This window comes from Agrobacterium larrymoorei (genome assembly GCF_013322225.1).
Lineage (GTDB): Bacteria > Pseudomonadota > Alphaproteobacteria > Rhizobiales > Rhizobiaceae > Agrobacterium > Agrobacterium larrymoorei_A.
This window is the reverse complement of the sequence record NZ_JAAMFB010000003.1, coordinates 66970-92065: the sequence shown is the minus strand read 5'-3', so window position 1 is coordinate 92065 and position 25096 is coordinate 66970. Positions and strand designations below refer to the sequence as shown.

The following is a 25096-nucleotide window of genomic DNA, read 5'->3' as shown; positions in this document are numbered from 1 at the left end:
GGGGCAATTTTACGATTAAGAAAAGTCTTAAAGATTTTTCATTTCTGGAATTGTTCTAAACTAAAAAACCGACTATATAACTCCACAATACAGGAGTTAGGAGATCAGCATGCGCTTGACCAAACAGACCAACTACGCCGTCCGCATGTTGATGTACTGTGCCGCCAATGACGGCCATTTGAGCCGAATTCCTGAAATCGCGAAAGCTTATGGCGTTTCCGAACTTTTTCTTTTCAAAATCCTCCAGCCTTTGACCAAAGCCGGTCTGGTTGAAACGGTTCGTGGTCGCAATGGCGGCGTCAAGCTTGGCAGGCCGGCTGAAAAAATCAGCCTTTTCGATGTCGTGAAAGTCACGGAAGAGAGCTTCGCCATGGCGGAATGTTTCGAAGACGGCGCGGTGGAGTGTCCGCTGGTCGATAGCTGCGGCCTCAATTCTGCGCTGCGCAAGGCATTGAATGCGTTCTTCGATGTGCTCGCGGAATATTCCATCGACGATCTGGTCAAAGCGCGTCCTCAGATTGGTTTCCTGCTCGGCCTCGAAACCGAAATGCCGAAGATGCGTCCGGCGCCAGTCGCTGCAGCCTGATACCCACCGGCACCTTTATTCTATGAGCCCGCGCGCAATCGCTCGCGGGTTTTTCTTTTTAAGCGGACGGTTGACCGTCCGGCGGAAAAAGGCGCAGTGATGAGGCATGACGATTCTTCTATGCCCATGCCATGATCATCAAGCCGGAACTCCGTAACTTCGTCCTCACCGCCATCATCGGCGGGCTGGGGGCTCTAGCGGGTTCGGCGCTTGGCCTGCCCGCCCCCTTTCTGTGCGGCCCCGCACTTGCCGTTACATTTGCGGGCCTACTGGGCCTGAAGCTTGCAGTGCCGGTATTGATCCGTAACGCAGCCTTCGTGGTCGTCGGCGTTTCCATGGGCACCAACATCACTCCGCAGGTCATCGATGCCGCGAAGACATGGCCCTTCAGCTTCATTGCCGTGATCGGCGCCATCGTCGTCCTGCTTTATGTCGCGTACTGGATTTTGAGATTCGCCTTCGGTTATGACCACACGACCGCCATGCTTGGCGCATCGCCGGGACATCTGAGCTATATCATCAGCCTGACAGCGGAAACCAAAAGCGATCTGGCAACCGTCAGCGTCATCCAAAGCGTACGCGTCCTTATCCTGACGCTCGCTGTTCCCTTCATCGTCGAATATTTCGACCTCATCAGTGCAGAGCCTTCGATCCTGCCGCCGCCTATGCCGCTGACGGTTCTGGGCGCAACCATCCTCGCCTCGCTTGGCCTCGGTGCGCTTTTTCTGCGCTGGCGCTTCCCCGCCGCCCTTTTGCTGGGTGGCGTTGCCGTCTCCATCTCCACGCACATAACCGGTCTGACGACGGGTGGCGTGCCGAACTGGCTGAGCATCCCGACCTATGTTGTGCTTGGAAGCATGATAGGAACGCGCTTTTCTCGCGCCTCCTTGCGGGACATGAAGAAAGCTTTTCTCGCAGGTGGCGTGGTGACGGTGGCGGTTATGCTGGTTGCATCTCTGATTGCCGCCCTCGTTTCACGGATAACAGGCGTTCCTCTGAATGCAGTCATGATCGCTTTTTCTCCCGGCGGGCTGGAAACCATGGCGGCGATGGCGGTGATAATGCACGCAGACACGGCCTACGTCGGCGCCCATCATGTGCTGCGTCTACTGTTTCTTGCGGTGTTGATGCCCTTCGTGCTGGGCAAGGATGCCCGCAACACCCGCCCCTGAACGTGACGCATATTTACCAAAGCAAATGCAACCATTTCGCTCTCGTTTTCGTTATTTCGCACTGAACCGGGGACAATTCGCTTACATTGTTGGCATCGACAGACGCGGGATTGCCCAGCCCATTGCACCTTTTCGAGTGGAGGACGCCCATGAACCGTTTGATGAAGCTGGCCGGAGCCGGGCTGGCAATTGCTCTTTACGCTTCGATCGCGCAGGCGCAGGTCGTCGTGTCATCGAAGATCGACACAGAAGGCAGTGTGCTGGGCAACATCATTCAGTCTGTTCTCAACGTCAACAACATCGCCACCACGGACCGCATCCAGCTCGGCGCGACGCCGGTCGTGCGCAAGGCCATCACGGCAGGCGAGATAGATATCTACCCGGAATACACAGGAAACGCCGCTTTCTTCTTCGAGAAGGCTGATGATCCAGTCTGGAAAGATGCAACGAAGGCTTATGAAGAAGCAAAGACCCTCGATTACGATGCCAACAAAATCGTCTGGCTGACGCCATCCCCAGCCAACAACACTTGGGGTATCGCCGTCCGCAAGGATGTAGCGGAAAAGAACAACCTCAAGACATTGAGTGACTTCGGCAAATATGTAGCTGGCGGCGGTCAGGCCGTACTTGCAGCCTCTTCGGAATTCGTCAATTCGGCAGCGGCCCTGCCAGCGTTTCAGAAGGCCTATGGCTTTACGCTCAAGCCGGACCAGCTCATCACGCTTTCAGGCGGCGATACGGCAGCCACGATCGCGGCAGCAGCCAACCAGACCAACAACGCCAATGCGGCTATGGTTTATGGCACCGATGGCGGCATAGCGCCTTCAGGCCTCGTGGTTCTGGCGGACGACAAAAGCGTCCAGCCGGTGTATCAGCCAGCGCCAATCATTCGCGAGGCCGTTTTGAAGGAACATCCCGATATCGAGAAAGTCCTGAAGCCCGTATTCGAAAAGCTTGATCTTGCAACGCTGCAGGAACTGAACGGACGAGTGCAGGTTGGTGGAGAACAGGCGAAGGCCGTGGCACTGGACTTCCTGACGAAAAACGGTTTCGTAAAATAAGAGGCGGTGACGTTGGAGCTCGCCTTGCGGAACCGGCAAGTCTTCGAATTACGCCCCGACAAAGTCGGGGCTCTTGTCTTTGCACTTCTGACATACGCGGCATTTTTTAGCCCCTTCGTCAGCTTTCGTGCCAACCGTATTATCCAGGGTGAAACACGCGGGCTGATCGACGCATTGCCTTCTCCGGCAAGCTACATGTTGGTGTGCGTGATCATTGTTGCGGGTCTTGTCGCCCTGTTTCGCACGGATACGAAACTTCGACTGATTGCCGCCTTCGCGGCGCTTGCAATTCTCGCCTTTTTTATCGGGCACTCAGCCACCTATCTGACGCCGCCTGCAAACACCTACGCCCGGGTATCGCCCGCCAGCGGCTTCTGGCTTTTACTTGCCGGTCTGGTGGCCATGGCCACGGATGCCATAGCGAGGCTCAGTCCTCGGCCAGCGGTTCGCATCCTGCTGTTAATCGCAGCGTTGGCCGTTGTCGGTATCGTCCTCATGTCCGGGCAGTGGAATGATCTTTCAGTCATGAAGGAGTATCGAAGCCGTGCAGATATTTTCTGGACGGAGGCAGGACGGCATGTCCAGCTTGCCATTGGTTCGCTGGTTGCCGCCACTCTGATAGGCATCCCTCTAGGCGTCTTGTGTTACAACGTTGAAAAGCTGCGTTCCGGAGTGCTCAACACGCTCAACATCGTGCAAACAATACCCTCCATCGCGCTGTTCGGCCTGCTGATCGCACCGCTCGGCTGGGTTGCAGCCAATATTCCAGGCGCATCGGAAATGGGCATTCGCGGCATTGGCATGGCACCTGCTTTCGTGGCGCTGTTTCTCTATTCGTTGCTGCCGGTCGTCTCCAACACCGTGGTTGGGCTCGACGGTGTCTCCCGCTCGGTACGGGAAGCGGCGCGGGGTATTGGCATGACAGGCTGGCAGCGCCTTGTGAAGATAGATTTTCCGCTGGCCCTACCCATCATTCTGACCGGCATACGCATCGTGCTGGTACAGAATATCGGGCTTGCCACGATCGCCGCACTGATCGGTGGCGGAGGCTTCGGCGTCTTTGTTTTTCAGGGCATAGGCCAGACCGCAATGGATCTCGTGCTGCTCGGCACCATGCCCACCGTCATCCTTGGCTTTACCGCCGCCATATTGCTGGACGCGCTGATCGACAGCAGGCTTTCGCGTGGAGGAACCGCCGCATGATCGAAATCGAAAAACTGACCAAGCGGTACGGCAACGCGGCTGTGGTCGACGATGTATCGTTGAGGGTGGAGCCACGCAGCATCACCATCATCGTCGGCACCTCCGGCTCCGGCAAGACGACGCTATTGAGAATGATCAATCGTCTGGTCGACCCAACCTCCGGCACCATCCGCATCGACGGGAAGGATGTTCTCGACATTCCCGGATTCCAGCTTCGCCGCAGCATCGGCTACGCCATTCAGGGACACGGGCTTTTTCCGCACCGGACCATTGCGCAGAATATCGCCACCGTGCCGGAACTGCTTGGATGGCAGCGCGCTCGTATCGATGCGAAGGTTTCTGAGCTCCTTACTCTGTTCCAGCTGGACCCCTCGCTTTACGCAACCCGTTTTCCAAGTGAACTTTCCGGCGGGCAGCAGCAGCGCGTGGGCGTTGCGCGGGCGCTGGCGGCTGAACCGAACATTCTGCTGATGGATGAACCTTTCGGTGCGCTGGACCCGATCATCCGTGCCAAGGCCCAGGACGACCTTCTTGTCATCCAGAAACAGCTTGGCGTCACCATAGTTCTCGTCACGCACGACATGGATGAAGCGTTTCATCTGGCTGACCGGATCGCCGTGATGGACAAAGGCAAAATCGTGCAATACGGCCCTCCGGCCGATCTGGTGCTGAAACCGGCCACAGATTTCGTGCGCACGATGATCGGTGAACGGGAGCGTCCGTTGCGGCTGCTTTCAGTCGGAACCGTTGTGGACATCATCGAGCCGGGAGAGGCGGAAGGTGAGCCCTTGACGGAAGGTATGAGCCAACGCGATGCGCTTTCGGCCATGCTGTGGACGGGGCGGGACCTGCTGCCGGTTATCGGACACGATGGGCAGCGGCGTGGCCGCATCCGCCGGGAAACCTTGCTTCAACGGGCCGCTGGCGCTTCATGAAAAGGCTGATAGCTCCCACGCTTCTCCTAGCTCTTACCGTCTTGCTGATTGCTTTCGTGATCCAGCCGGAGTTTTTCGCGCCACTGTTCAGGCCTCTCGCCCAGACCAATGCGCCTGCGATCTATACCCAGGCGAACCTGCTCTCGCTGACGATATCGCACCTTTCGATCGTTGCCATTGCCACGGGTGCCGCGATCCTGATTGCCGGGACGCTTGCCATTCTGGTCAGCCGTCCATTCGGCCGCGAATTCCTGCCGCTATCCCGTAGCATCGTCAATATCGGTCAGACCTTTCCACCCGTCGCCGTGCTGGCGCTTGCCGTACCGATCATGGGATTTGGTCAGAAACCGACGCTGATTGCGCTGTTTCTTTATGCACTTCTGCCGATTTTCGAAAACACGCTGACAGGCCTGACAACACTTCCGCCTTCGATCATGGAGGCGGCGAGAGGTGTTGGCATGACCGGTTTTCAACGACTAATGCGGGTGGAGCTGCCGCTCGCCCTGCCCGCCATTCTTGCCGGCATTCGTCTCTCTGCAGTTATCAGCCTTTCCACCGCTACCATAGGCTCAACGGTTGCGGCGCGGACCCTGGGCGAAGTGATCATCGCCGGGCTGCAATCCAACAACCTTGCCTTCATCCTTCAAGGGGGACTGATCGTTGCCGCACTTGCTGTTCTGATCCATAGCTGGCTGTCGATGCTTGAAAGGAAAGCGGCCCGGCGAACAGGCCGCTGATTGTTACTTCACCAGCCTTGCGACGCCCTTAGCGCTACTTTCCAGCCCGTCATATGGTCTCAATAACCAGTTGGCAGAGTTGACGATCATGGTGTTGACCACGAGCGCAATCCTGTTCGCCTGATTGGTGGTGGAGTTGTAGGTGACATCGCGGTTGGGCAGGTAAATCACGCCTTCCAGCGTCTCACCCTTCGAGCCGTTGAAAATATACTGCCGCGTATTCGAGCCGACGGCAGAGCCGCTGGTCTTTTCGAACATCAGAATACCCTTGTAAGCACCGCTGGTCGGCGCGGTCGCCTTGAAGGAGAGGCCGCCATTGGCGCGGATTTCGCTATCGACATCCGGGAAGTAGAAGGTCACGCCTTCCGCGGTCACCTTGGCATTGCTGTTGATGATCATGCGGCCCTTGATGATGTGCAGGCCGGGTTCGAAGGTGATGGTGGGGCTGCCGTTGAAGGTCACGTCGCAATGCATGCCCGGCTTCATGGAAACGGTCTGGCCATCCTTCGTGCCGCTGTTTGTGCAGGTTGCCGGGAGCTTCGGCTCCGTAAATTTGCCCGCGAACGGATCCGGCGCGGCGTCGCAACCGACCTGTAGATTTGTCAGCGTGCCTCCGTTCTTGATGTACTGTTTGCCCTTCACGCAAAAGCGCGACGTGTCGATGGTTGAGCCGCTGTTCATGATGAAGGCCGGATTGCTGACGGACTGCACGTCCACGCCGCAATTTTCCGCCTTCACATTCGCACCGGAATTGATCAGTACCGCCTGGCTTTTGTTGCCCAAAACGTAGATGCACGCACCAGATGCCTTGGCCTTTGGCGCGATCGCAGTGGAAGAGACCGAAATCGGCATCGTATCCATCCCGATCAGCGGAAGAAATGTCGGTTTGAATTGCGATTGAAAGCCGCCCGTGACGCTGCCATCGGTATTGGACGAGACCGAGACCGCCTGTCTCAAATCGATCTTGTTGCCATCGTCATCGACCAAATCACCAAAAAAATTCTCGATTTCGGAGCGCTGGGCCTCAGCCGTTCCCTTCGCTGCCGCTGCGATAACACCGGCGTCGAGCTTCTCCTGCAGATGGGCCTTCTCAGAAAAGGCATTCGAAACGTCAACGGCACCACCCGCCGCGACCAGCAGAACGGGCATCATCAACGCCGCCAGCATTCCAAAATTCCCACCACGGCAGTGCTGGATCTGTAGACGCCGTTTCGATATCGGCCACTTCTGTTCATAACGCATTCGCCACAGCACCATTTTCGCACATAACAATAATACCCTGTTATTATTTGTAGTTTTCATTCATTAATTTTTCAGGAATCCGCATGGCAAAGATTTGCTGAACAGTATCGCTAGACTTTTAAGCGATCGATTTTCTCTCTAACGGCACGTCTCTACCCGTCTTTTCGCAAAGCACGTGACGATGCGGTGGCCGATTGCCGTGCAGTAGCGCGTCATGCCATGGATAAGTTTGGATCGCGGTGATATCACGCGATCCTTAAACAGGGCGAACTGAATGACTGAAGCTGGGGTTATGCCGGAAAAGTCCTTGCATGAACGCATCATGAGCGATGTCGAGGGCCGTATTCTCTCGGGCAAATGGCCGCCGGGTTATCGCATTCCTTTCGAGCACGAACTGACTCAGGAATACGACTGCTCACGCATGACCGTGAACAAGGCCCTGACGGAGCTGGTCAAAAAAGGTCTGATCGAGCGCCGTCGCCGCTCCGGCAGCTTTGTCACGCAGCCGCATGGACAATCCGCCGTTCTTGAAATTCACGACATCCAGCGAGAAGTGCAGGATATGGGTCTTGCCTATGGCTACAGGCTGGATCATCGAGAACTACGCAAGGCAACCTCCGAGGACCGGGCGAGGCTCAACGTCAAGCAAGGCGCAAAGATACTGGCAGTGACATGTCGCCACTTCACGGGCAATGTTCCCTTCTGCCTGGAAGAGCGTGTGATCAATGTGTCTTCCGTGCCGGAAGCGGAAGACGCTGATTTCCTGCTCATAGGCCCGGGCACATGGCTTTTGCAGAAGGTGCCGTGGAGTGCCGCTGAACACCGCATCCGTGCGATTTCGGCAGACCGGCGCGTGGCGGGAGCACTTGCTATCCCGATAGGCACTGCCTGCCTTGTGATAGAGCGAAGAACCTGGAACGGCCAGACCTATATTACGCACGTCACCGTAACGTATCCCGGTGAACGTCACGAACTCGTCGCACAATTTTTGCCCACCACATCACAGGGGTGACCTCTCCCCGCAAAGGGAGAGGTCGAAATGACAATAAATTAAAATACTCTGCGCAGCTTTGCGTCGACGGAATGAGAGTTACCGCCACGGATTGCGAAGAACAGGAAGATTGCAGCCCAGAGAATGGACTTCTCGGCACCTGCAAGACCTTCAGCCTTGACGATCCAATGGAAATAGACCGTAACCAGCAGGACAATGAATGCCGCTATGGAGGCCGGACGGGTCATAAGACCGATAGCGACCAGGATACCGCCAAAGAATTCCGTTGCAGCCAGAAGTGGCGACCAGAAGACGCCAGGATAGAAGCCAAGGCTTTCCACCATGCCAACAGCACCGAAGGGATTGGTGATTTTGCCGAAACCATGCGTCACAAGAAGAACGCCAGCGACGACACGCAGGATCGTTTCCACCAATTCATGAGTGCTGGTATAAATAGGCGCGACAGCCGGTACAATCAGGCGCGCGCGGGAAATTTCAGTATTGGCCATAGAAAACTCCGAAGATTGCAATGCAAAACTTCTGCGAAAATCGCATTTTGAACACAAGCGGACATTTGCCGAAAAGATGAGAATTCGAGTAATATTTTTGTGAGAGATGGAGGCATCATGACCGAAACCAGCACCAAGCCCCGCGTGGCGATCATCTACTGCACGCAGTGCAACTGGCTCCTACGCTCTGCTTGGATGGCGCAGGAACTGTTGAGCACCTTCTCGACCGATCTGGCCGAGGTCTCCCTCGTTCCGGCAACGGGAGGACGTTTCGAAATCCTGCTAGACGGTGAGACTTTGTGGGAACGCAAGCGCGACGGCGGCTTTCCAGGACCGAAGGAACTCAAACAACGCCTGCGCAACGCAATCGACCCTGAACGGGATCTAGGCCATCTCGACCGGACGACAAATGAAGGGCTCGATAGCTGAAACGACAGCTATCGTTTTGAAATCGGCATCGCTTTCGTAAGCGGGAGAACCGGTTGAAAGCGCGCGGCTTCTGACGTGCGTCACCCCAGCCTTTTTAAAGCGGACTCGCGACCAGTGCTTTGTCCGGCTTCGAATCGACGACATGCCGCCCATGAACCAGTTCTGATTCATCATCACCATCTCGCCCTACGCGAGCGCTAGAAGTTTTTTCCTTTTAAAAACAACAATCGTCACAAAACTTCAAAATGGCTGTTGACACCGAACGCCTCCCCCCGTACATGGCTCCTCGTCGCCCAGATGGCGGAATTGGTAGACGCGCCAGCTTCAGGTGCTGGTACTCGAAAGGGTGTGGAGGTTCGAGTCCTCTTCTGGGCACCATTCCTTATTTGATCCTTGCCAGATCAATAACTTACAGAAAAATAGATGCATAAACTTCCCCTTCGGGGCGGAGATTGTTGCACGCCTTCAGGCTGTTTTGCTTGGCTCAAACTTTGTTTCATCTGTCTGCTTGGCACTCATTCGCTGGATATGTTTGCGTCTGAACGCGTGTCTGTCACCGTCCGGCTTTCTCCCGTAATCCAGTGTTTCTTGTCCGACGTTTTCCGAAACGAAAATCTGTGTGCGACGGAAAAAAGTTGGGCTCTTCGTTGAGCTTGTTTCACTCACGGGGTCTGAAGGCTTTCTTCAAGGGAAGCGAAATTGCTGGGCGAGAAATTTACTGGCCCGCAAGGGCGGCGCCAGCGGCGCCTTCGTTTTGGGAATGCTCTTCGCAGTTTGGCGTACAGGACAGGACTGTTCGAGCAGTCTGGCGGAACACGCGTACCGTGTTGCCCTCGTCGATGGAGACGAGCACACGCTCATCCACGATAGCGTTTCCCTGCGCATCGAGCAGAACGAGGTTGGTGGTTCCGAAACTGCGACCAGTCAGCACGATGGTCGTGGCATCTGCAACCGTAGCATCTGCCACCTTGGCGTTGCCGATGATGACTTTGCTGACAGGGCGATCCAGCTTCAGCACACGTGCATGGTTCATGGAAACCCGTAACATATCCTCCTCCGCAGCCAGGCCGGTGACCGGCATTGCTGCAACAATCGCCAATACGCCCGCTATTTTTGCCAGGGAGAAAGACATGCGTTCCGTGAACCTTTGTGGATATGCGCAAGCGCGTAACGTCCCCGCCACAATGCCCGTTATTGGTGAATGAAGATTTAATCCCGCGACACTTGCGCGGAAGGGTAAACGGCACAATTCACCAATGCTTACGCCGCGGCGTACCGAACCAAATTAGGACAGCTCCTGTGCCGCACTGTGAGACAGGCAACAGAACAATAATATATAGCGATGCCTTTATTATCAGGACTTTCAGCAGATTAATAAAAATGGAATTAATACTGATTAAATTCGTTTACCATGCATCTGGGATGCTGCCTTTAACACAAAATTAAGAGCATTTATTAAGCGCTTGGAAATTGCGACTCTGTAATTTGGGGACAACCGAACAACGAAAAACAGTTGTCGGAGTGCTGAACAACAATCACAGAGTTTAGGAGATACCCGCATGACCAAGATTTTCGCTCGTTTCATGAAAGATGAGTCCGGCGCGACGGCAATCGAATACGGCCTTATCGCAGCCCTCATTTCTGTTGCTATTATTACTGGCGCGCAGACTCTTGGAACTTCGTTGAGCACCCAGTTTAATAATATTTCAACTTACCTGAATATCAGCGCCGCACCAAAGTAAAGTTTTACCGAGTGCTGCCTTAACGCGCTCAAGAAACAAATTACTGGGAGGATAAATGACATTTTTTATTTTATTGATCCTCCCACTGTGCCTCACTTTCGCAGCAATAAATGATCTTCTAACAATGACGATACCAAACAGGGTATCTGTAGCGTTAATTGGATCGTATCTTGTAATCGCACCTCTCACGGGCATGGAATGGCAGACAATCGGCATGAGCCTCGTTGCCGGTCTCGTCGTTTTCACCGCATGCTTCGCGCTGTTTGCCCTGAATGTGATGGGTGGCGGCGACGCGAAGCTTTTGACGGCATCGGCAGTCTGGTTCGGTTTCAATATATCGCTTGCGGGCTTCATGGTTTCGGTCGCCGTCATCGGCGGTCTACTCACCATCGCGATCCTCTTGCTACGCTCTCGTTCGCAGGAGATCATGGCCAGCGGTCTTCCCATTCCGGACTCGTTACTCGTCGCGAAGAAAGTCCCTTACGGCATCGCCATCGCCATCGCCGGGCTTTTGACCTACCCTGAAGCACCTATCGTTCAGGCTGCGATGCAATCCCTTCTTTGAGGTCCAAGTAGACCCACAAGGAAAATCTCGTTTATTTCTGATTAACCAGTAACGAAGAGATTTTATTAACCATAATTACACCAATAGCGGGCCATCTTGCGGGCAGAGATTCTGACTCGTTCAAGGGCCTGGCATGAAACCGTCGCGTGTTATCATTCTTTCTGTTGCCATCGTGGCCGCTGGGCTGGCGGGGCTTCTGGCCATGCAGATTTCCTCACCGCAACAGGTGATGGAGCAGGCAGAAGCGATCATTCAGAAAGAACCGACGGTCAATGTTCTCGTCTCGTCCATTAACCTTCCCGTCGGCAGCCGCCTGAACGCAAGCTCCGTTCACTGGGCACCCTGGCCTCAGGGCAGCGTGACGGAAAGTTTCGTGACTGAGACGAAACGCCCCGACGCCATCACGGAGCTCAACGGCGCGGTCGTCCGCCTGCCGCTTTTCGAAGGCGAGCCACTGCGTCCTGAAAAGGTCGTGGATTCCAGCACGCGCATCATGTCGGCGCTTCTGCCTGCCGGAAAACGCGCGGTTGCGACGGAAATTTCCGTAGCGACCGGTGCAGGCGGCTTCGTGCTGCCGAACGATCGGGTGGATGTCATCATGGTGCGCAAGGGCGAAAGCGGCGCGTTCCTGACCGAGAACGTGCTGAACAATGTCCGCGTTCTGGCTATCGATCAGCAGATCAAGGAAGGCGAGGATGGTGTCGCCTCCGTCGTCGGCGCAACCGCCACGCTGGAACTGACGCCCGAACAGGCCAAGGTCATTACCGTGGCGCAGCAGATGGCAGACCGGCTGACGTTGGCACTTCGTTCCGTTGCCGATGCGGGAGACAGTGACCTTCCGGCAGCCGAATATCTCCTGAATGGCGGCTCCGGCCAGCCGGAAATCCAGGTCATCAAGTCCGGCTCCATCGTGCGTGAAGGACAGGGGGCATCGCGATGAGAAAGACCACGACATTGAAGCGTTTCAGAAATGGCGCACGTTCCTCGATCACCGGGGGCATTGCCTTTTGCATCGCATTCTCCGGTCTGCCCGGCGGTTACATGCCCGCCGCTCTCGGCACCTCGGAAGCGCTTGCACAAAGCGCGAGCATCGTCCGGATCAGCCAAAGCGGAACCGGTATTCGCAAGCGCGTAAAGCTTGGTCTCAACAAGGCGCTGGTCGTGGACCTGCCGACCGATGCCCATGACATTCTGGTCGCAGACCCCAGCATGGCGGATGCCGTGACGCGCACATCGCGCCGCATCTATCTGTTCGGCAAGTCCGTCGGCCAGACGAATATCTTCATTTTCGGCGCGCAGGGCGAAGAAATCGTCAGCCTCGATCTGGAAGTGGAGCGCGATATTTCCGGGCTTGAGGCGAACCTGCGTCGCTTCATTCCGGAATCGGACATTCGCGTCGAAATCGTATCGGACAACATCGTGCTATCGGGCAGTGTTCGCACGCCGCAGGATTCGGCGCGCGCCGTGCAGCTTGCCACCGCCTTCCTGCGCGGCGGTGAAGCAACCACCCGCAACATCACCGAGACCAGTCAGAGTAATGGCGATGGTGCCGTGGCGATCTTTGCCGAAGACCGGCAGCGCTCCTCCATCGTCAACATGCTGACCATCGAAGGCGAAGACCAGGTCACGCTGAAGGTCACCGTGGCCGAGGTCAGCAGGCAGGTGCTGAAGCAGCTTGGGTTCAATGGCTCGATCAGCGGCAGTGGCAGCGATTTTGGCGGCACCGTATCCTTCTCTAACCCCGCCAATCTGGGCAACGCTATCGGCATCGCTGGAACAGGCAACGTCGCAGGGACAATAGGCAAAGTGGCCTTGTCGAGCTTTTTCAATGCCATGGAGCAGGCGGGCGTGATGCGCACGCTGGCTGAACCCAGCCTGACGGCGATCTCCGGCGAGCAGGCCAAATTCTATGTCGGTGGCGATTTCCGTCTTGCCGGTGTGCAGAACGTTACATTCGACAATGCCGGACAGCCGACAGTCACGCGCCAGACGGATACCGTGGAATACGGTATCGAGCTGAATTTCAGGCCGGTCGTGCTTTCTCCCGGTCGCATCAGCCTCAAGATCGAAACGAATGTTTCCGAGCCGACCTATGAAGGCAGCGTGGTTTCCGGCAACGGCAATACGCGCGCCGTGCCGGGCAGCACCTATCTGGCGATCCGTAAGCGCGAAGCATCGACCAGCGTCGAACTGCCTTCCGGTGGCTCCATCGTCATTGCAGGTCTGGTGCAGGATAATGTGCGCCAAGCGGTATCAGGTCTGCCAGGTGCTTCCAAGATCCCGGTTCTCGGCACCCTTTTCCGAAGCAAGGATTTCATGCGCAACGAGACGGAACTGGTGATCATCGCCACGCCCTATCTCGTACGCCCCGTTGCCCGCAACCAGATCGCCCGGCCGGATGACAACTTCAACCCGGAGGCCGATGCGGCCATGTATTTCATGAACCGCGTGAACAAGGTGTACGGAAACAGCAACCGGCAGCAGGTTCAAACACAGCCTTATCAGGGTTCCGTAGGGTTTATCTACAAATGATGAAGACACGCCAGATGAAACCTTTCGCTTTGACCATGCGCGCTTCCACACTCGCCTGCGCTGTGCTGGCACTAGCGGCATTGCAGGGCTGCGCGAAAGATCCGCGCACCACGGGCGCGATTCCCGACGATTATCGCACCCGTCACCCGATCACACTTTCGGAGGCGCAGCATTCGCTAGACGTGCCGGTATCTGCCGGTGACAACCGGCTGACGGTTGCCATGGCCGACAACATCAAGGGCTTTGCCCAGAGCTATGCGGCAACCTCCTCCAGCGTCGTGCAGATTCAGGTTCCGAACGGCTCCGCCAATTCCGCCTCTGCCTCCATCCTCAAGCGCCAGATCCGCTCTGTTCTCGCCTCGTCCGGCGTACCTGCGGGCAAGATCGTCGAGACCCATTATGCGGCGGCACCCTATGGCGATGCAGCACCGATCCGGCTCGCCTATGTGGCGGTGACGGCGATGACCGGCCAGTGCGGTCAATGGCCGGAAGACCTGTCCAACAACACCTACTCCAACAAAAACTGGTACAATTTCGGCTGCGCCTCTCAGAACAATCTTGCAGCCCAGATCGCCAATCCGATGGACCTGACCGGGCCGCGTGGCATGAGCCCGATCGATGCCGAGCGCCGCTCCGTCGTCATCGGCAACTACCGCGCTGGCGAGAACACGGCGACCAAGGAAGACTGAACATGATTTACGCTCACGGTAACGGGAAGTGATATGAGCCCTGTGGAATATGAGATCAGGCGTCAGGATACGGCCTTCTCCCCGGCCGAGGACGTGTTGCGTCCGGGCGATCTGGACAGCCTGAGACCTTTGCCGCGTATCTCCATTCATGCTTTCTGCCAGAGCGAGAACATGCAGAGGGTGATGGAGAGGCTTGCCAGCGACCGCCGCATGAACAAGGTCAGCCTACGCGTGACCAATGGCGAGATCGACGCGGCGGCCAGCATGTTTTCTTCGAGCGCCACGCCCAATCTCATCGTTCTGGAGACGGACCGAGAACCATCGACGCTGCTTAATGACCTGACCCCGCTTGCGGAGGTCTGCGACCCGTCCACTCGCGTCATCATCATTGGCCGATACAACGACATCGCGCTTTACCGGGATTTGATTCGCAACGGCATCTCCGAATATCTCGTGGCACCGGTCGGGATGACTGATCTCCTTGGCTCGATATCGGCGATATTCGTTGACCCTGAAGCAGAGCCGCTCGGTCGCAACATCGCCTTCATCGGCGCAAAGGGCGGCGTCGGCTCCTCCACCATTGCGCATAACTGCGCCTTCGGCATCTCCACGCTGTTTTCGACGGAAACCATTCTGGCCGATCTGGACCTGCCCTTCGGCACGGCCAATATCGACTTCGACCAAGACCCAGCACAAGGCATTGCCGAAGCGGTTTTCGCGCCTGAACGGCTGGATGAAGTTTTCCTCGACCGTCTGCTGACCAAATGTTCGGAGCATCTGTCGCTTTTGGCAGCGCCATCGCTTCTGGACCGCGCTTACGACTTCGAGCGCAATGCTTTTCAGCCGATTCTGGAACTTCTGCAACGCAGCGCGCCCGTTGCCGTTCTGGACGTTCCGCATATCTGGTCTGACTGGACGCAGACCGTCCTGGCGGAAGCCGATGAGGTTGTGATTACCGCCGTGCCGGATCTCGCCAACCTCAGAAACACCAAGAACCTTCTGGATGCACTGAAGAAGCTTCGGCCCAATGACAAGGTGCCGCATCTGGTTCTCAACCAGGTCGGCATCCCCAAACGCCCGGAAATCACGCCATCCGATTTCTTCGAGCCGCTGGAAATCGAGCCGGTCGCGATCATTCCTTTCGAAGTGCAGCTGTTTGGAAATGCTGCGAATAGCGGTCGGATGATCAGCGAAATCGATGCCAAATCACCGATTGCGGAAACCATTTCGCAGCTTTCCCACATCGTTACGGGACGTTCCTCGTCACGCAAGATCAAGAAGGCCGGAGTGGCCAAGTTCATGGACATACTGAAGCGCAAATAGCCTCTGAAGTTTTTACGCGAAGACACACCGGAAGACACTTATGTTTGGAAAACGTGGCAACGACGGCTTCGCAAGGGGCGCAAATACGGGACAGGCGACACCGACGCCCGCCCCGTCGCATACGTCGTCACCTGCTGCCGTCACGCTACGAATGGAGCAACCCGCAGCAACGGACACGCTGGTGTTGCAATCTTCCGCGCCACCGCTTTCGCCGGTATCTCATGCTTCTTCTGCCCAGGGCCAGCCGCGCAAACGCGTGCGCACGGATGATTATTATCAGACGAAGGCGCAGGTTTTCTCCGCACTGATCGACACCATTGATCTCTCCCAGCTTGCCAAGCTGGATGCGGAAAGCGCGCGCGAAGAAATCCGCGATATCGTCAACGATATCATCACCATCAAGAATTTCGCGATGTCGATTTCCGAGCAGGAAGAGCTGCTCGAGGACATCTGCAATGACGTGCTCGGCTACGGACCGCTGGAGCCGCTGCTGGCGCGGGACGACATCGCCGACATCATGGTCAATGGCGCTGGCCAGACCTTCATCGAAGTGGGTGGCAAGACGATCGAGTCGGATATCCGTTTCCGCGACAATGCGCAGCTTCTGTCCATCTGCCAACGCATCGTCAGTCAGGTCGGTCGCCGTGTCGATGAATCGAGCCCCATCTGCGATGCGCGCCTGCCGGATGGCTCCCGTGTCAACGTTATTGCGCCGCCGCTCTCCATCGATGGCCCGGTGCTGACGATCCGCAAATTCAAGAAGGACAAGCTGACGCTGGATCAGTTGGTGCGGTTCGGCGCGATCTCGCCTGAAGGTGCGACGCTTTTACAGATCATCGGGCGCGTTCGCTGCAATGTGGTGATTTCCGGCGGTACGGGTTCAGGCAAAACGACGCTCCTCAACTGCCTGACGAGCTATATCGATAAAACGGAGCGCGTCATAACCTGCGAGGATACGGCAGAACTCCAGCTGCAGCAGCCGCATGTGGTGCGTCTGGAAACACGCCCGCCGAACATAGAAGGCGAAGGCGAGATCACCATGCGAGATCTCGTCAAGAACTGCCTGCGTATGCGCCCCGAACGCATCGTCGTCGGTGAAGTGCGCGGACCGGAAGTGTTTGACCTGTTGCAGGCCATGAACACCGGTCATGATGGTTCGATGGGCACGATCCACGCCAATACGCCGCGCGAATGCCTGAGCCGTATGGAATCGATGATCGCCATGGGCGGTTTCAGTCTGCCTGCCAAGACAGTGCGGGAAATCATCTCGACATCGGTCGACGTCATCATTCAGGCTGCCCGCCTGCGCGATGGATCGCGCCGCATTACCCAGGTGACCGAAGTGCTGGGCATGGAAGGCGACGTGATCATCACGCAGGATCTGATGCGATATGAAATCGACGGTGAGGATGCTTCTGGACGGCTGATCGGCCGCCATGTGTCGACCGGCATAGCCAAGCCGCACTTCTGGGATCGCGCGCGCTACTTCAATGAAGAGCGGCGGCTTGCTGCCGCTCTTGATGAGATGGAGCGTGCCTCGCAATGAACATGACGATGCTGCTGCTTGTCGTTCTGGTCGCCATTTCCGCAGGCGCGCTCGCCTGTGTCTTTCTGTTTCCCCAGATCGAGGTCGAAAAGAAGACCGCAAGCCGCGTCAACCGCGTGAAAGCAGCGGAAACCGACCACGCCAAGATCAAGGCTGCGCACGACCGCGTCCAGGAAATGAGCAAGCGGCGCAAGTCGATGCAGGATCAGCTGAAGGAGCTGGAAAAGAAGCAGAGCGAAAAAGCAAAGGACCGCAAGGATACCAGTATTCGCGCGCGTCTGGTGCAGGCCGGTCTTTCGCTTTCCACGCGCCGCTTCTATGTTTTCAGTGCCTGCTTTGGATCTACCGCGGCATTGATCGCGCTGCTTTACGGCGCTCCGCTTTTGCTTTCGCTGGGCATCGGCTTCGTCGCGTTGCTCGGGTTGCCACGCTGGGCGCTCAGTTTTCTCATCAGGCGCCGCCAGAACCGTTTCCTTGAAGAGTTTCCAAACGCGCTGGACGTGATGTGCCGCTCGATCAAATCCGGCCTGCCGCTAAACGATGCGGTACGGCTGATTGCCTCGGACGGGCAGGAGCCGGTGAGAACCGAATTTCAGCGGGTTGTGGAAGCACAGCAGGTCGGCATGTCGATACCCGAGGGTGTGGACCGGATGATGCTGACCATGCCGCTGCCGGAAGTCAACTTCTTCGGTACCGTCATCACCATACAGGCGCAGGCCGGGGGCAATCTTTCTGAGGCCCTGTCCAACCTTTCGAAAGTGTTGCGTGAACGGCGCAAGATGAAGGCGAAGGTGAGTGCGCTTTCCATGGAAGCGAAAGCTTCCGCCGTCATCATCGGGGCGCTGCCTTTCGTCGTCGCGCTTCTCGTCTACTTCACTTCGCCAGATTACATCATGATACTTTTCACCGATCCGCGTGGACACCTCATTCTGGGCGCGTCCGGCATATGGATGTCGATTGGGATCATCATCATGCGCAACATGATCAATTTCGATATCTAGACGGGGCGTGCAATGTCTGAGCAATTCGCATCGAGCCTCATCAATCCGCAGCTGATCATCGCCGTTCTTGTCGCTCTGGCGGCGTTTGCGACCTTTTACACGCTGGCGATTCCCTATTTCGACAAAAGCGACCTGAATAAGCGCATGCGGGCCGTTTCCACGGAGCGCGACCAGATCCGCAGCCGGGAACGGGAGCGTCTCAATGCCGTCGCGAAGGGCAGCAAAGCCACGCTACGCGCCAGCAACAACAAATCGGCCACCCGTATTGTGGAGCGTTTCAACCTGCGTGAAGCGCTGGCCGATGCCAACACGATGAACAAGCTGCGGGCCGCGGGCTTTCGTTCGCAGAATGCGCTCAACACTTTTCTGGCCGCACGCTTCATCCTGCCTTTCGTCTTTATCATCGTCGCGGCACTTTGGGTCTTCGGCCTTGGCAAACTGGATGAATATAGCTTCATGATGCGCGTGATGGCCGTGCTGCTATTTGGCTATCTCGGCTTTTATTCGCCTAATATCTATATCTCCAACCGCATCACCAAGCGGCAGAAATCCATCAAGCGGGCTTGGCCGGATGCGCTGGACCTGATGCTGATCTGCGTCGAATCCGGCACCTCGATGGAAGCTGCCATGCGACGCGTTGCCGACGAAATGGGCGAGCAGTCTCCCGAGCTTGCCGAGGAAATGGTGCTGACGACCGCCGAGCTTTCGTTCCTTCAGGACCGTCGCACCGCGCTTGAGAATCTCGGGCTGCGCACGCAGCTGGAGGGCGTCAAGAGCGTGGTGCAGGCACTCATTCAGGCGGAGCGTTACGGAACGCCATTGGCGCAGGCGCTGCGCGTGCTGGCGCAGGAAGGGCGCGACGAGCGTATGAACGAGGCCGAGAAGAAGGCGGCGGCCCTGCCCCCAAAGCTGACGGTGCCGATGATCCTGTTCTTCCTACCAGTGCTGGTAGCGGTTATCCTTGGGCCAGCGGGGATACGCGTGGCGGATACGTTTTGAATGAAGCCCGTCCGCTCCTACAGCGAAATCTGTGCAAATACTCCCCCAATCTGAAAAATCTATGACTTAGCTGAAGCTAAAGATCATGATTTTTCTTCCTCTCCCACAAGGGTAGGGGTAACAGCGCAAGCGGCACTGCATCTGCCTTAAATGCTGGAAGTGTAGGTCAGTTGGTCGCCGTCTTCTTGTTCTTATCCGCCAACTGCGACCAGGCATTCTGCTGGGACAGCATGCCACGGAGATAGGTCAGATTTGCCTGCGCCTGCTGTGCCGTCAGTTCCTGCATGGCGATGCGCTCTGCCTCCTCGAAACGCCCCTGAAGGCCGACGACGAGGGCGAGGTTCTGACGGATGCGACTGTCTGCTCCCGGCTGCGATGCTGCGGAGCGCATATAGGTTTCCGCGGTGCGTGGATCGCTTTGCAGCATATAAGACATGCCGAGATTGGAGAGGATGCTGGGGTCGTTGGGCTTGAGGTCGAGCGCCTGGCGATATTTCGCACGTGCTTCACCAGCCCGGCCAAGCTGATCCAACACGGCACCTTCCGCAGAATAAAGCCGCCAATCCGGCCGATCCGGCGTCTGGGCTCGATTGATGGTGTTTAAGGCCTGCTCAAGCTGGCCAGCAGCTGCCTGGGATTTCCCATAGGCTGCAAGCACTTCACGGTCGGCGGGATATGCGATTGCCACCTGCTGCATAACTGCGAGTGCCTGGCTGTTTTTCCCCGTCATCATCAAAACGTTGGCATAGTTCAGCCCGGCATTACGGTCCTTCGGATTGCGCTCGTAAGCGCCACCCACCGAAACCTCGGCCTGACGCAGCTGCTCCATATTCATCTGGTCATAGGAACGCGAAACGGCGGGAATGGAGCCTGTCGACATGCGGTCCGGCTTGCTGGTAGAACAGCTTGCCAGAGCAAGAGCCATTGCGGCGGCGCAAATGCCGCGCATCATGCTATTCTTGCGGGCATGAAATGAGGAAACGGCAATCATGGTATCGCGCCCCGGCTCTTTTTCGGTCGAAATTGCAGTTACGGCGCATTCCCTACGACGCAACCCTCGCTCCAGCAATAATCTGTTAACCCTAACAGAGAGTTAATTTCGCTGTTTCAGACGTTTACGAAGGCAGAGCATGGCCCCCTATCAGTTTATCGAACGCCCTACATCTTTCAGCACCAAGGCGGGCAAGACGCTGCCGGTTTTTGCTGTCACGCCAGCGCACATCGAACAGGGAGCCATTGATCCGGTTGCGCTCGACTGGGCGAAAAAAGCGGGCTTCAAGGCGGATGCGGGCGCGATCCTTCTCATTCCCTCTGCAGAAGGTGCCCTTGGCGGTGCGTTGCTGGGCCTCGGCACCAACCCTTCGGAACTGCCCTTCATCACCGGCAAGCTGGCGCGTGAACTTCCCGAAGGCGATTGGCATATCGAAACAGCACCGCTGACCGTCAACCGGCTTGCGCTGGGCTTCGGCCTTGGCGCATATCGATTCGACAAATATCGCACGGTCAAAAGCAGTGGCGCAAAACTGCTCATTCCCCGTGATGCGGAGGATGCGGAAATCAAGCGCATTCTGGCCGGCGTTTATCTCGCGCGTGATCTCATCAACGTTCCGGCCAACGACATGGGGCCGGATCAACTGGAAATCGCCTTCCGCAGCCTCGCTGCTCACTACAAGGCAAGCGTATCCGTCGTCACCGGCGAAGATCTGCTGAAAGAGAACTTCCCGCTGATTCATGCTGTTGGTCGCGCCAGCGAAAGCGCGCCGCGTCTCTTGGAAATGACATGGGGCAAAAAGGGCAACCCCAGCCTTACCCTTGTCGGCAAGGGCGTATGCTTCGATACCGGCGGTCTGGATATCAAGCCCTCCTCCTCCATGGCGCTGATGAAGAAGGACATGGGCGGCGCGGCGAACGTGCTCGGCCTTGCCCTCATGATCATGGATGCGCGACTGTCGATCGATCTGCGCGTTCTCGTTCCAGCGGTCGAAAACTCCATTTCATCCAACGCATTCCGCCCCGGCGATATCTATCAGAGCCGCAAGGGCCTGACGGTGCAGATCGATAACACGGATGCCGAAGGCAGGCTGGTCCTCGCGGATGCGCTGGCCTATGCGGATGAGGACGCGCCGGACCTGATGATCGACATGGCGACGCTGACGGGGGCAGCTCGCGTGGCACTCGGCCCGGACGTTCCGCCTTTCTTCACCGATGACGAGGACCTCGCCCACAGCATTTCCGACGCCAGCATGGATGTGGATGACCCCCTATGGCGCCTTCCGCTCTACATGGGTTACGACAAGGACATTCGCTCGCGCGCTGCCGACATCACCAACGCGCCCGCCGGTGGCATGGCGGGCTCTATCACTGCCGCGCTTTTCCTCAAGCGGTTTGTGACGCAGACGAAGAAATGGGCGCATTTCGATATTTACGGTTGGTCTTTGAGCGAGCGTCCACATTCCTCGATAGGTGGCGAAGCGCAGGCGATCCGGGCGCTTTTCCATTATATTTCGCGCAGTTTTGCGAAGAAATAGACCCTAACAAACCCACGCTCAATCGTCATGCTCGGGCATGACGATTGAGGGATTTCAAGCCTCGCAAACCGCTCTCAAACAGTAAGCCGACCTTTTAAACCAGCACCTTCTGATCCTTCCGGTCTTCCTGACCGAAGAACTTTAGATAACGCTGCACCTCTTCCGCCTCTCCCGTTGCCTTCTGGGGATTGTCGGAGAGCTTGACCGCCGGGCGGCCGTTAGCGTCGCTGACCTTGCAGACAACAGATATCGGCTTCAGACCGGCAATCGTCTGCGGCGCGCATCCGGCGAAATCGTTGGTGAGGTTCGTACCCCAGCCGAAGCTCATGCGGGCCCGGCCTTCGAAGTGCTTGTAGGTGTCGATAATCGCATCGACATCCAGACCATCCGAGAAGATCAGCAGTTTCTTCTTCGGGTCACGACCCATTTTCTGCCACCAGTCGATGATCTTCTCGCCGCCCTCGATCGGCGGGGCGCTGTCAGGGCGGAAACCGGTCCAGTCCGCCACCCACTCCGGCGCATTGCGAAGGAAGGCTGCGGTCCCGAAAGCATCCGGAAGGACGATCAGCAGGTTGCCGCCATAAAGCCGGTTCCAGTCTTTCATGACCTGATAGGGAGCAGCGGCCAACTCCTCATCGTTATTGGCAAGCGCCGCGACGACCATGGGAAGCTCATGCGCGTTGGTGCCGACGGCTTCGAGATCGGAATCCATAGCCAGCAATACATTGCTTGTGCCGGTAAAGGCGGGGCCGATGCCTTCCTTCAGGGCTTCCACGCACCAGCGCTGCCAGAGGAAACTATGGCGGCGGCGGGTGCCGAAATCGGAAATGCGTAAGCCCGGCAGTTCGCGCAGGCGCTCCACCTTTTCCCACATCTTGGCCTTGGCGCGGGCGTAAAGCACATCCAACGTGAAGTAACCGAGTGAGCGCATGGCGCTGCGTGAGCGCAATTCATTGATGATGGCAAGGGCCGGGATTTCCCATAGCGTGGTATCCATCCATCGGCCATGGAAGTTCAGCTCGTACTGACCATCACGCTTGAACAGTTCGTATTCGGGCAGTTGGTAGCTGGAAAGCCAGGATAGAAATTCCGGCTCGAAGATTTGCGAGCGACCATAGAAGGTGTTACCGGCCAGCCAGATGCTTTCCTTCTTCGTCAGACGCAGGCTGCGGGCGTGATCGAGTTGTTCGCGAAGCTCGACCTCGTCGATCTCCTCGGCAAGTTTCACCGTCTTCGTGCGGTTGATCAGCGAAAACGTCGCATCGACTTCCGGATAAAGCTTCCAGATCATCTGCAACATCAACAGCTTGTAGAAATCCGTATCGATCAGGCTGCGGATGATCGGGTCCAGCTTCCATGCATGGTTATGAACACGGGTCGCTATGTCTGTCTTCGTCATTGCTGCTGCCATCCCCGCGCTGGCTCAGCCAGCGTCGCCGCGCATTTTAAAAGGCAACAGCCTTTTCGTCCAAAGACTTAAACGAAAAGCGTTTCACAAGTCCATACCGCTTTACCGAAAGACGGTTCGCCTCAATAGATCATAAGCGGCGCAGTCAGAAGGTGCGCGGGTTTATCCCAGGATACCAGTCTTTCGAGATAAGATCACCCGTCCCCGTAACGCTGGAGCCAGCAGAGCCCGTGCAGCGATATCCCTGCACCGGGAGACCCCGACTACCGAATGTGTCCCGATATTCGCCGTCGGGATAGCTGGACGTGACGGTGGTGGAGTGGCAATTGTACCTCTCCCTCGGGCGAAGCGTGCGAGGGTCCTTGACGCCGGGAAGATTGGCGTAGGCATCGGGTGCGGGCATGTAGCCGTTTTCGTATACGGTTTGGGCGCTGGCAAAGGATGCTGCCGAAAGCGTTATGATAGATGCTGCCACAATCATATTGGCGAATTTTGCCATTTCAAATCGTCCTGCGCGGTACTGCGATGTCATTCCTATAGGACAGCGCCGATACTTTGTGCAGCGACCTGCGCAAAACGTTTTCGTGAAAGGATCAAGGCCGTCGATAGCCTGTCGGCATATCGTAAAGCCAACCGATGCGGCGGATGGCATCGTCCAGGTTTTCCCGTGCGACATTCATGGTGTGGCCGTTGGCGTGAAGAAGGGTCTCGGCATCTTCCATGATGCCGACATGGCCTTTCCAGAAAACGAGATCACCACGACGCAACTCTTCACGCGTAATTTCGGCGCCTACCGATTTTGCCTGCATGTCCGTATCGCGCAGAACGGACTTCCCAACCATCGCCATGGAAAGCTGTACGAGGCCAGAGCAATCGATACCAAAACCCGAACGTCCGCCCCAAAGATAAGGCGTTTCCAGAAAGCGAAGGGCGACCGAAACATAGTCCTGCGCGATGGACTGATCGAGCGGAAGGCAATGATTGGCAATCACGCCCTCCCCTTTCGCCGTCATCAGATAGCGAGTGCCGCGGGTCTCCTCCTCACCGACGAAGGCGATACGGCTCCCCATCGACAGAGCCGCGGAAGGTGGCTTGCGCAACTCGGCCGTCGGATAAAGAAAGGTCCGGGGTGCGGTAACGATATGCGTTGCGGGCGAAACGTCACCAATTGCCGCTTCCGGCAGATAACCGGCATAGCCATCAGCATCCGCCTGCACCCAGGCCCAGCCATCCACACGGTCGAAGACCTGTACGCCTTCACCGAGCAAAAGTTCGGTATCGATCCCCACCGCCATGTCTGGCCTTGGACGAAGTGCTGCGACTGGGCCAACAACCTGTGCCGCCGCCCCTTTGATGAACCGCGTGGCTTCGACCTGTCCCTTTAGCCGCTCATCCGCCAGATCAGGACGAAAGACATTCAGCCTGCGGTCGAGGGCGGCATTGGCAGATATCGTGGTTGCTTCGTTCATGTCTCTTGCTCTTCAGGCTCAGGCGTTGCGCGCCTCATCAATAATCAGGTCGCCGAATTTTTCCAAATAAAGTGCGCCGCTCACCGTGCGCTTTATCACTAAATTGCGGCGATCTTTGTCATCGCGCTCGCGATCCACCAGACCCATTGCTCCCATACTGTCCAGCGCCCGCGTGATGACTGGTTTGGTGACGCAAAGGGTTGCCGCAAGTCCGCGAACGGTGTGGGGTGGTGGAACGAGATAAATGTGCAGCAGGATCGCCATCTGCCGCAAGGTCAAATCCGGCGCATTGTCCTCAACCTGATGCAATGCCACGCGATGCCAAAGCCCGAGCGCCTGGCTGGGCGACAGTTCGACAGGCATGTCCTCGCTCCTTAGCCGCTTTCACACATTCTCGCATAGTGACGCAGACTGGTGAATAAAACAAAA

At 56.9% G+C, this 25096-nt stretch carries 26 protein-coding genes and 1 tRNA gene; 19 read left to right on the top strand and 8 right to left on the bottom strand.

Annotation, left to right across the window (positions count from 1 at the left end):
- Positions 1 to 109: 109 nt before the first annotated feature.
- The 6 genes from rirA to G6L28_RS00830 all read left to right on the top strand — a co-directional run bounded on the left by rirA (position 110) and on the right by G6L28_RS00830 (position 5694).
- Entirely contained in the window at positions 110 to 586 is a 477-nt protein-coding gene (gene rirA / locus G6L28_RS00855) for an iron-responsive transcriptional regulator RirA (RefSeq protein WP_174061887.1), read from the top strand.
- A gap of 131 nt (positions 587 to 717) precedes the next feature.
- A complete protein-coding gene (locus tag G6L28_RS00850; protein ID WP_174061886.1) occupies positions 718 to 1758 on the top strand; it encodes an AbrB family transcriptional regulator in 1041 nt (346 codons plus the stop codon).
- Between the two features lie 149 nt (positions 1759 to 1907).
- On the top strand, positions 1908 to 2819 hold the full coding sequence (gene osmF, locus G6L28_RS00845) for a glycine betaine ABC transporter substrate-binding protein OsmF (protein WP_174061885.1): 912 nt from the start codon (positions 1908 to 1910) through the stop codon (positions 2817 to 2819).
- A 24-nt stretch (positions 2820 to 2843) separates the two neighbouring features.
- Positions 2844 to 4022 (top strand): ABC transporter permease, encoded by a 1179-nt coding sequence (locus G6L28_RS00840; RefSeq protein WP_174061884.1) that lies wholly within the window; start codon positions 2844 to 2846, stop codon positions 4020 to 4022.
- Positions 4019 to 4957: an ABC transporter ATP-binding protein gene (locus tag G6L28_RS00835; RefSeq protein WP_174061883.1), complete on the top strand. Its 939-nt coding sequence runs from the start codon at positions 4019 to 4021 to the stop codon at positions 4955 to 4957. Before G6L28_RS00840 ends, G6L28_RS00835 begins: the two co-directional genes overlap by 4 nt.
- Complete coding sequence (locus G6L28_RS00830; RefSeq protein ID WP_174061882.1) at positions 4954 to 5694, top strand: ABC transporter permease; 741 nt, start codon at positions 4954 to 4956, stop codon at positions 5692 to 5694. The genes G6L28_RS00835 and G6L28_RS00830 overlap by 4 nt, the downstream gene beginning before the upstream one ends.
- Before the next feature lie 3 nt (positions 5695 to 5697).
- Here the strand turns inward: G6L28_RS00830 and G6L28_RS00825 are convergent, their stop codons facing one another.
- Positions 5698 to 6936, bottom strand: a complete 1239-nt coding sequence (locus G6L28_RS00825) for a TadE/TadG family type IV pilus assembly protein (protein WP_174061881.1) — start codon at positions 6934 to 6936, stop codon at positions 5698 to 5700.
- A 274-nt stretch (positions 6937 to 7210) separates the two neighbouring features.
- On the opposite strand from G6L28_RS00825, the gene hutC reads away from it, so the two are divergent.
- Positions 7211 to 7948 (top strand): histidine utilization repressor, encoded by a 738-nt coding sequence (gene hutC, locus G6L28_RS00820; protein WP_174061880.1) that lies wholly within the window; start codon positions 7211 to 7213, stop codon positions 7946 to 7948.
- Positions 7949 to 7986: 38 nt separating this feature from the next.
- On the opposite strand, the gene G6L28_RS00815 is transcribed toward hutC, so the two are convergent.
- Positions 7987 to 8436 carry a DoxX family protein gene (locus tag G6L28_RS00815; RefSeq protein ID WP_174061879.1) on the bottom strand — a complete coding sequence of 150 codons (450 nt, stop codon included), beginning with the start codon at positions 8434 to 8436 and terminating at the stop codon, positions 7987 to 7989.
- A 117-nt stretch (positions 8437 to 8553) separates the two neighbouring features.
- Between G6L28_RS00815 and G6L28_RS00810 the strand changes: the two genes are divergently transcribed.
- Together G6L28_RS00810 and G6L28_RS00805 are read left to right on the top strand one after the other, a co-directional pair.
- Positions 8554 to 8865 (top strand): SelT/SelW/SelH family protein, encoded by a 312-nt coding sequence (locus G6L28_RS00810; protein WP_174061878.1) that lies wholly within the window; start codon positions 8554 to 8556, stop codon positions 8863 to 8865.
- 291 nt (positions 8866 to 9156) lie between these two features.
- Positions 9157 to 9243 (top strand) — tRNA-Leu (locus tag G6L28_RS00805).
- A gap of 337 nt (positions 9244 to 9580) precedes the next feature.
- Here G6L28_RS00805 and G6L28_RS00800 read toward each other — a convergent pair.
- On the bottom strand, positions 9581 to 9997 hold the full coding sequence (locus G6L28_RS00800) for a pilus assembly protein N-terminal domain-containing protein (protein WP_174061877.1): 417 nt from the start codon (positions 9995 to 9997) through the stop codon (positions 9581 to 9583).
- A 427-nt stretch (positions 9998 to 10424) separates the two neighbouring features.
- Here G6L28_RS00800 and G6L28_RS00795 point away from each other — a divergent pair, with 427 nt between their 5' ends.
- From G6L28_RS00795 to G6L28_RS00755, 9 genes are all read left to right on the top strand, one after another.
- A complete protein-coding gene (locus G6L28_RS00795) occupies positions 10425 to 10607 on the top strand; it encodes a Flp family type IVb pilin (RefSeq protein ID WP_174061876.1) in 183 nt (60 codons plus the stop codon).
- 55 nt (positions 10608 to 10662) lie between these two features.
- Positions 10663 to 11172, top strand: coding sequence for an A24 family peptidase (locus G6L28_RS00790; RefSeq protein WP_174061875.1), 510 nt, complete (start codon positions 10663 to 10665; stop codon positions 11170 to 11172).
- A 133-nt stretch (positions 11173 to 11305) separates the two neighbouring features.
- On the top strand, positions 11306 to 12112 hold the full coding sequence (cpaB, locus tag G6L28_RS00785; protein ID WP_174061874.1) for a Flp pilus assembly protein CpaB: 807 nt from the start codon (positions 11306 to 11308) through the stop codon (positions 12110 to 12112).
- Positions 12109 to 13704 (top strand): type II and III secretion system protein family protein, encoded by a 1596-nt coding sequence (locus G6L28_RS00780; protein WP_174061873.1) that lies wholly within the window; start codon positions 12109 to 12111, stop codon positions 13702 to 13704. Before cpaB ends, G6L28_RS00780 begins: the two co-directional genes overlap by 4 nt.
- 14 nt (positions 13705 to 13718) lie before the next feature.
- A complete protein-coding gene (locus tag G6L28_RS00775) occupies positions 13719 to 14393 on the top strand; it encodes a CpaD family pilus assembly protein (protein WP_174061872.1) in 675 nt (224 codons plus the stop codon).
- Positions 14394 to 14426: 33 nt separating this feature from the next.
- Positions 14427 to 15716 (top strand): AAA family ATPase, encoded by a 1290-nt coding sequence (locus G6L28_RS00770; RefSeq protein ID WP_174061871.1) that lies wholly within the window; start codon positions 14427 to 14429, stop codon positions 15714 to 15716.
- Positions 15717 to 15756: 40 nt separating this feature from the next.
- Complete coding sequence (locus tag G6L28_RS00765) at positions 15757 to 17262, top strand: CpaF family protein (protein ID WP_174061870.1); 1506 nt, start codon at positions 15757 to 15759, stop codon at positions 17260 to 17262.
- Positions 17259 to 18263, top strand: a complete 1005-nt coding sequence (locus G6L28_RS00760; protein WP_174061869.1) for a type II secretion system F family protein — start codon at positions 17259 to 17261, stop codon at positions 18261 to 18263. Before G6L28_RS00765 ends, G6L28_RS00760 begins: the two co-directional genes overlap by 4 nt.
- Before the next feature lie 12 nt (positions 18264 to 18275).
- Entirely contained in the window at positions 18276 to 19262 is a 987-nt protein-coding gene (locus G6L28_RS00755) for a type II secretion system F family protein (protein WP_174061868.1), read from the top strand.
- Positions 19263 to 19428: 166 nt separating this feature from the next.
- On the opposite strand, the gene G6L28_RS00750 is transcribed toward G6L28_RS00755, so the two are convergent.
- Positions 19429 to 20187 carry a tetratricopeptide repeat protein gene (locus G6L28_RS00750; protein WP_234902423.1) on the bottom strand — a complete coding sequence of 253 codons (759 nt, stop codon included), beginning with the start codon at positions 20185 to 20187 and terminating at the stop codon, positions 19429 to 19431.
- Between the two features lie 205 nt (positions 20188 to 20392).
- On the opposite strand from G6L28_RS00750, the gene G6L28_RS00745 reads away from it, so the two are divergent.
- The gene (locus G6L28_RS00745) at positions 20393 to 21790 is read left to right on the top strand and encodes a leucyl aminopeptidase family protein (RefSeq protein ID WP_174061867.1); all 1398 of its coding nucleotides are present in this window, start codon (positions 20393 to 20395) and stop codon (positions 21788 to 21790) included.
- A 94-nt stretch (positions 21791 to 21884) separates the two neighbouring features.
- On the opposite strand, the gene pncB is transcribed toward G6L28_RS00745, so the two are convergent.
- From pncB to G6L28_RS00725, 4 genes are all read right to left on the bottom strand, one after another.
- Positions 21885 to 23189, bottom strand: coding sequence for a nicotinate phosphoribosyltransferase (pncB, locus tag G6L28_RS00740; protein ID WP_174061866.1), 1305 nt, complete (start codon positions 23187 to 23189; stop codon positions 21885 to 21887).
- A gap of 154 nt (positions 23190 to 23343) precedes the next feature.
- A complete protein-coding gene (locus G6L28_RS00735; protein WP_234902419.1) occupies positions 23344 to 23697 on the bottom strand; it encodes a hypothetical protein in 354 nt (117 codons plus the stop codon).
- Positions 23698 to 23791: 94 nt separating this feature from the next.
- Positions 23792 to 24667 (bottom strand): C40 family peptidase, encoded by an 876-nt coding sequence (locus tag G6L28_RS00730; RefSeq protein WP_174061865.1) that lies wholly within the window; start codon positions 24665 to 24667, stop codon positions 23792 to 23794.
- Positions 24668 to 24685: 18 nt separating this feature from the next.
- Positions 24686 to 25030, bottom strand: a complete 345-nt coding sequence (locus tag G6L28_RS00725; RefSeq protein ID WP_174061864.1) for a MarR family transcriptional regulator — start codon at positions 25028 to 25030, stop codon at positions 24686 to 24688.
- Positions 25031 to 25096 lie beyond the last annotated feature (66 nt).

Coding starts and splice junctions, on each gene's coding strand:
- hutC (WP_174061880.1), top strand. CDS start 7,211: ATGACTGAAGCTGGGGTTATGCCGGAAAAGTCCTTGCATGAACGCATC.
- G6L28_RS00800 (WP_174061877.1), bottom strand. CDS start 9,997: ATGTCTTTCTCCCTGGCAAAAATAGCGGGCGTATTGGCGATTGTTGCA.
- pncB (WP_174061866.1), bottom strand. CDS start 23,189: ATGACGAAGACAGACATAGCGACCCGTGTTCATAACCATGCATGGAAG.
- rirA (WP_174061887.1), top strand. CDS start 110: ATGCGCTTGACCAAACAGACCAACTACGCCGTCCGCATGTTGATGTAC.
- G6L28_RS00815 (WP_174061879.1), bottom strand. CDS start 8,436: ATGGCCAATACTGAAATTTCCCGCGCGCGCCTGATTGTACCGGCTGTC.
- G6L28_RS00775 (WP_174061872.1), top strand. CDS start 13,719: ATGAAACCTTTCGCTTTGACCATGCGCGCTTCCACACTCGCCTGCGCT.
- G6L28_RS00765 (WP_174061870.1), top strand. CDS start 15,757: ATGTTTGGAAAACGTGGCAACGACGGCTTCGCAAGGGGCGCAAATACG.
- G6L28_RS00810 (WP_174061878.1), top strand. CDS start 8,554: ATGACCGAAACCAGCACCAAGCCCCGCGTGGCGATCATCTACTGCACG.
- cpaB (WP_174061874.1), top strand. CDS start 11,306: ATGAAACCGTCGCGTGTTATCATTCTTTCTGTTGCCATCGTGGCCGCT.
- G6L28_RS00835 (WP_174061883.1), top strand. CDS start 4,019: ATGATCGAAATCGAAAAACTGACCAAGCGGTACGGCAACGCGGCTGTG.
- G6L28_RS00760 (WP_174061869.1), top strand. CDS start 17,259: ATGAACATGACGATGCTGCTGCTTGTCGTTCTGGTCGCCATTTCCGCA.
- G6L28_RS00735 (WP_234902419.1), bottom strand. CDS start 23,697: ATGGCAAAATTCGCCAATATGATTGTGGCAGCATCTATCATAACGCTT.
- G6L28_RS00770 (WP_174061871.1), top strand. CDS start 14,427: ATGAGCCCTGTGGAATATGAGATCAGGCGTCAGGATACGGCCTTCTCC.
- G6L28_RS00725 (WP_174061864.1), bottom strand. CDS start 25,030: ATGCCTGTCGAACTGTCGCCCAGCCAGGCGCTCGGGCTTTGGCATCGC.
- G6L28_RS00830 (WP_174061882.1), top strand. CDS start 4,954: ATGAAAAGGCTGATAGCTCCCACGCTTCTCCTAGCTCTTACCGTCTTG.
- G6L28_RS00780 (WP_174061873.1), top strand. CDS start 12,109: ATGAGAAAGACCACGACATTGAAGCGTTTCAGAAATGGCGCACGTTCC.
- G6L28_RS00795 (WP_174061876.1), top strand. CDS start 10,425: ATGACCAAGATTTTCGCTCGTTTCATGAAAGATGAGTCCGGCGCGACG.
- G6L28_RS00790 (WP_174061875.1), top strand. CDS start 10,663: ATGACATTTTTTATTTTATTGATCCTCCCACTGTGCCTCACTTTCGCA.
- osmF (WP_174061885.1), top strand. CDS start 1,908: ATGAACCGTTTGATGAAGCTGGCCGGAGCCGGGCTGGCAATTGCTCTT.
- G6L28_RS00825 (WP_174061881.1), bottom strand. CDS start 6,936: ATGCGTTATGAACAGAAGTGGCCGATATCGAAACGGCGTCTACAGATC.
- G6L28_RS00750 (WP_234902423.1), bottom strand. CDS start 20,187: ATGGCTCTTGCTCTGGCAAGCTGTTCTACCAGCAAGCCGGACCGCATG.
- G6L28_RS00730 (WP_174061865.1), bottom strand. CDS start 24,667: ATGAACGAAGCAACCACGATATCTGCCAATGCCGCCCTCGACCGCAGG.
- G6L28_RS00745 (WP_174061867.1), top strand. CDS start 20,393: ATGGCCCCCTATCAGTTTATCGAACGCCCTACATCTTTCAGCACCAAG.
- G6L28_RS00850 (WP_174061886.1), top strand. CDS start 718: ATGATCATCAAGCCGGAACTCCGTAACTTCGTCCTCACCGCCATCATC.
- G6L28_RS00755 (WP_174061868.1), top strand. CDS start 18,276: ATGTCTGAGCAATTCGCATCGAGCCTCATCAATCCGCAGCTGATCATC.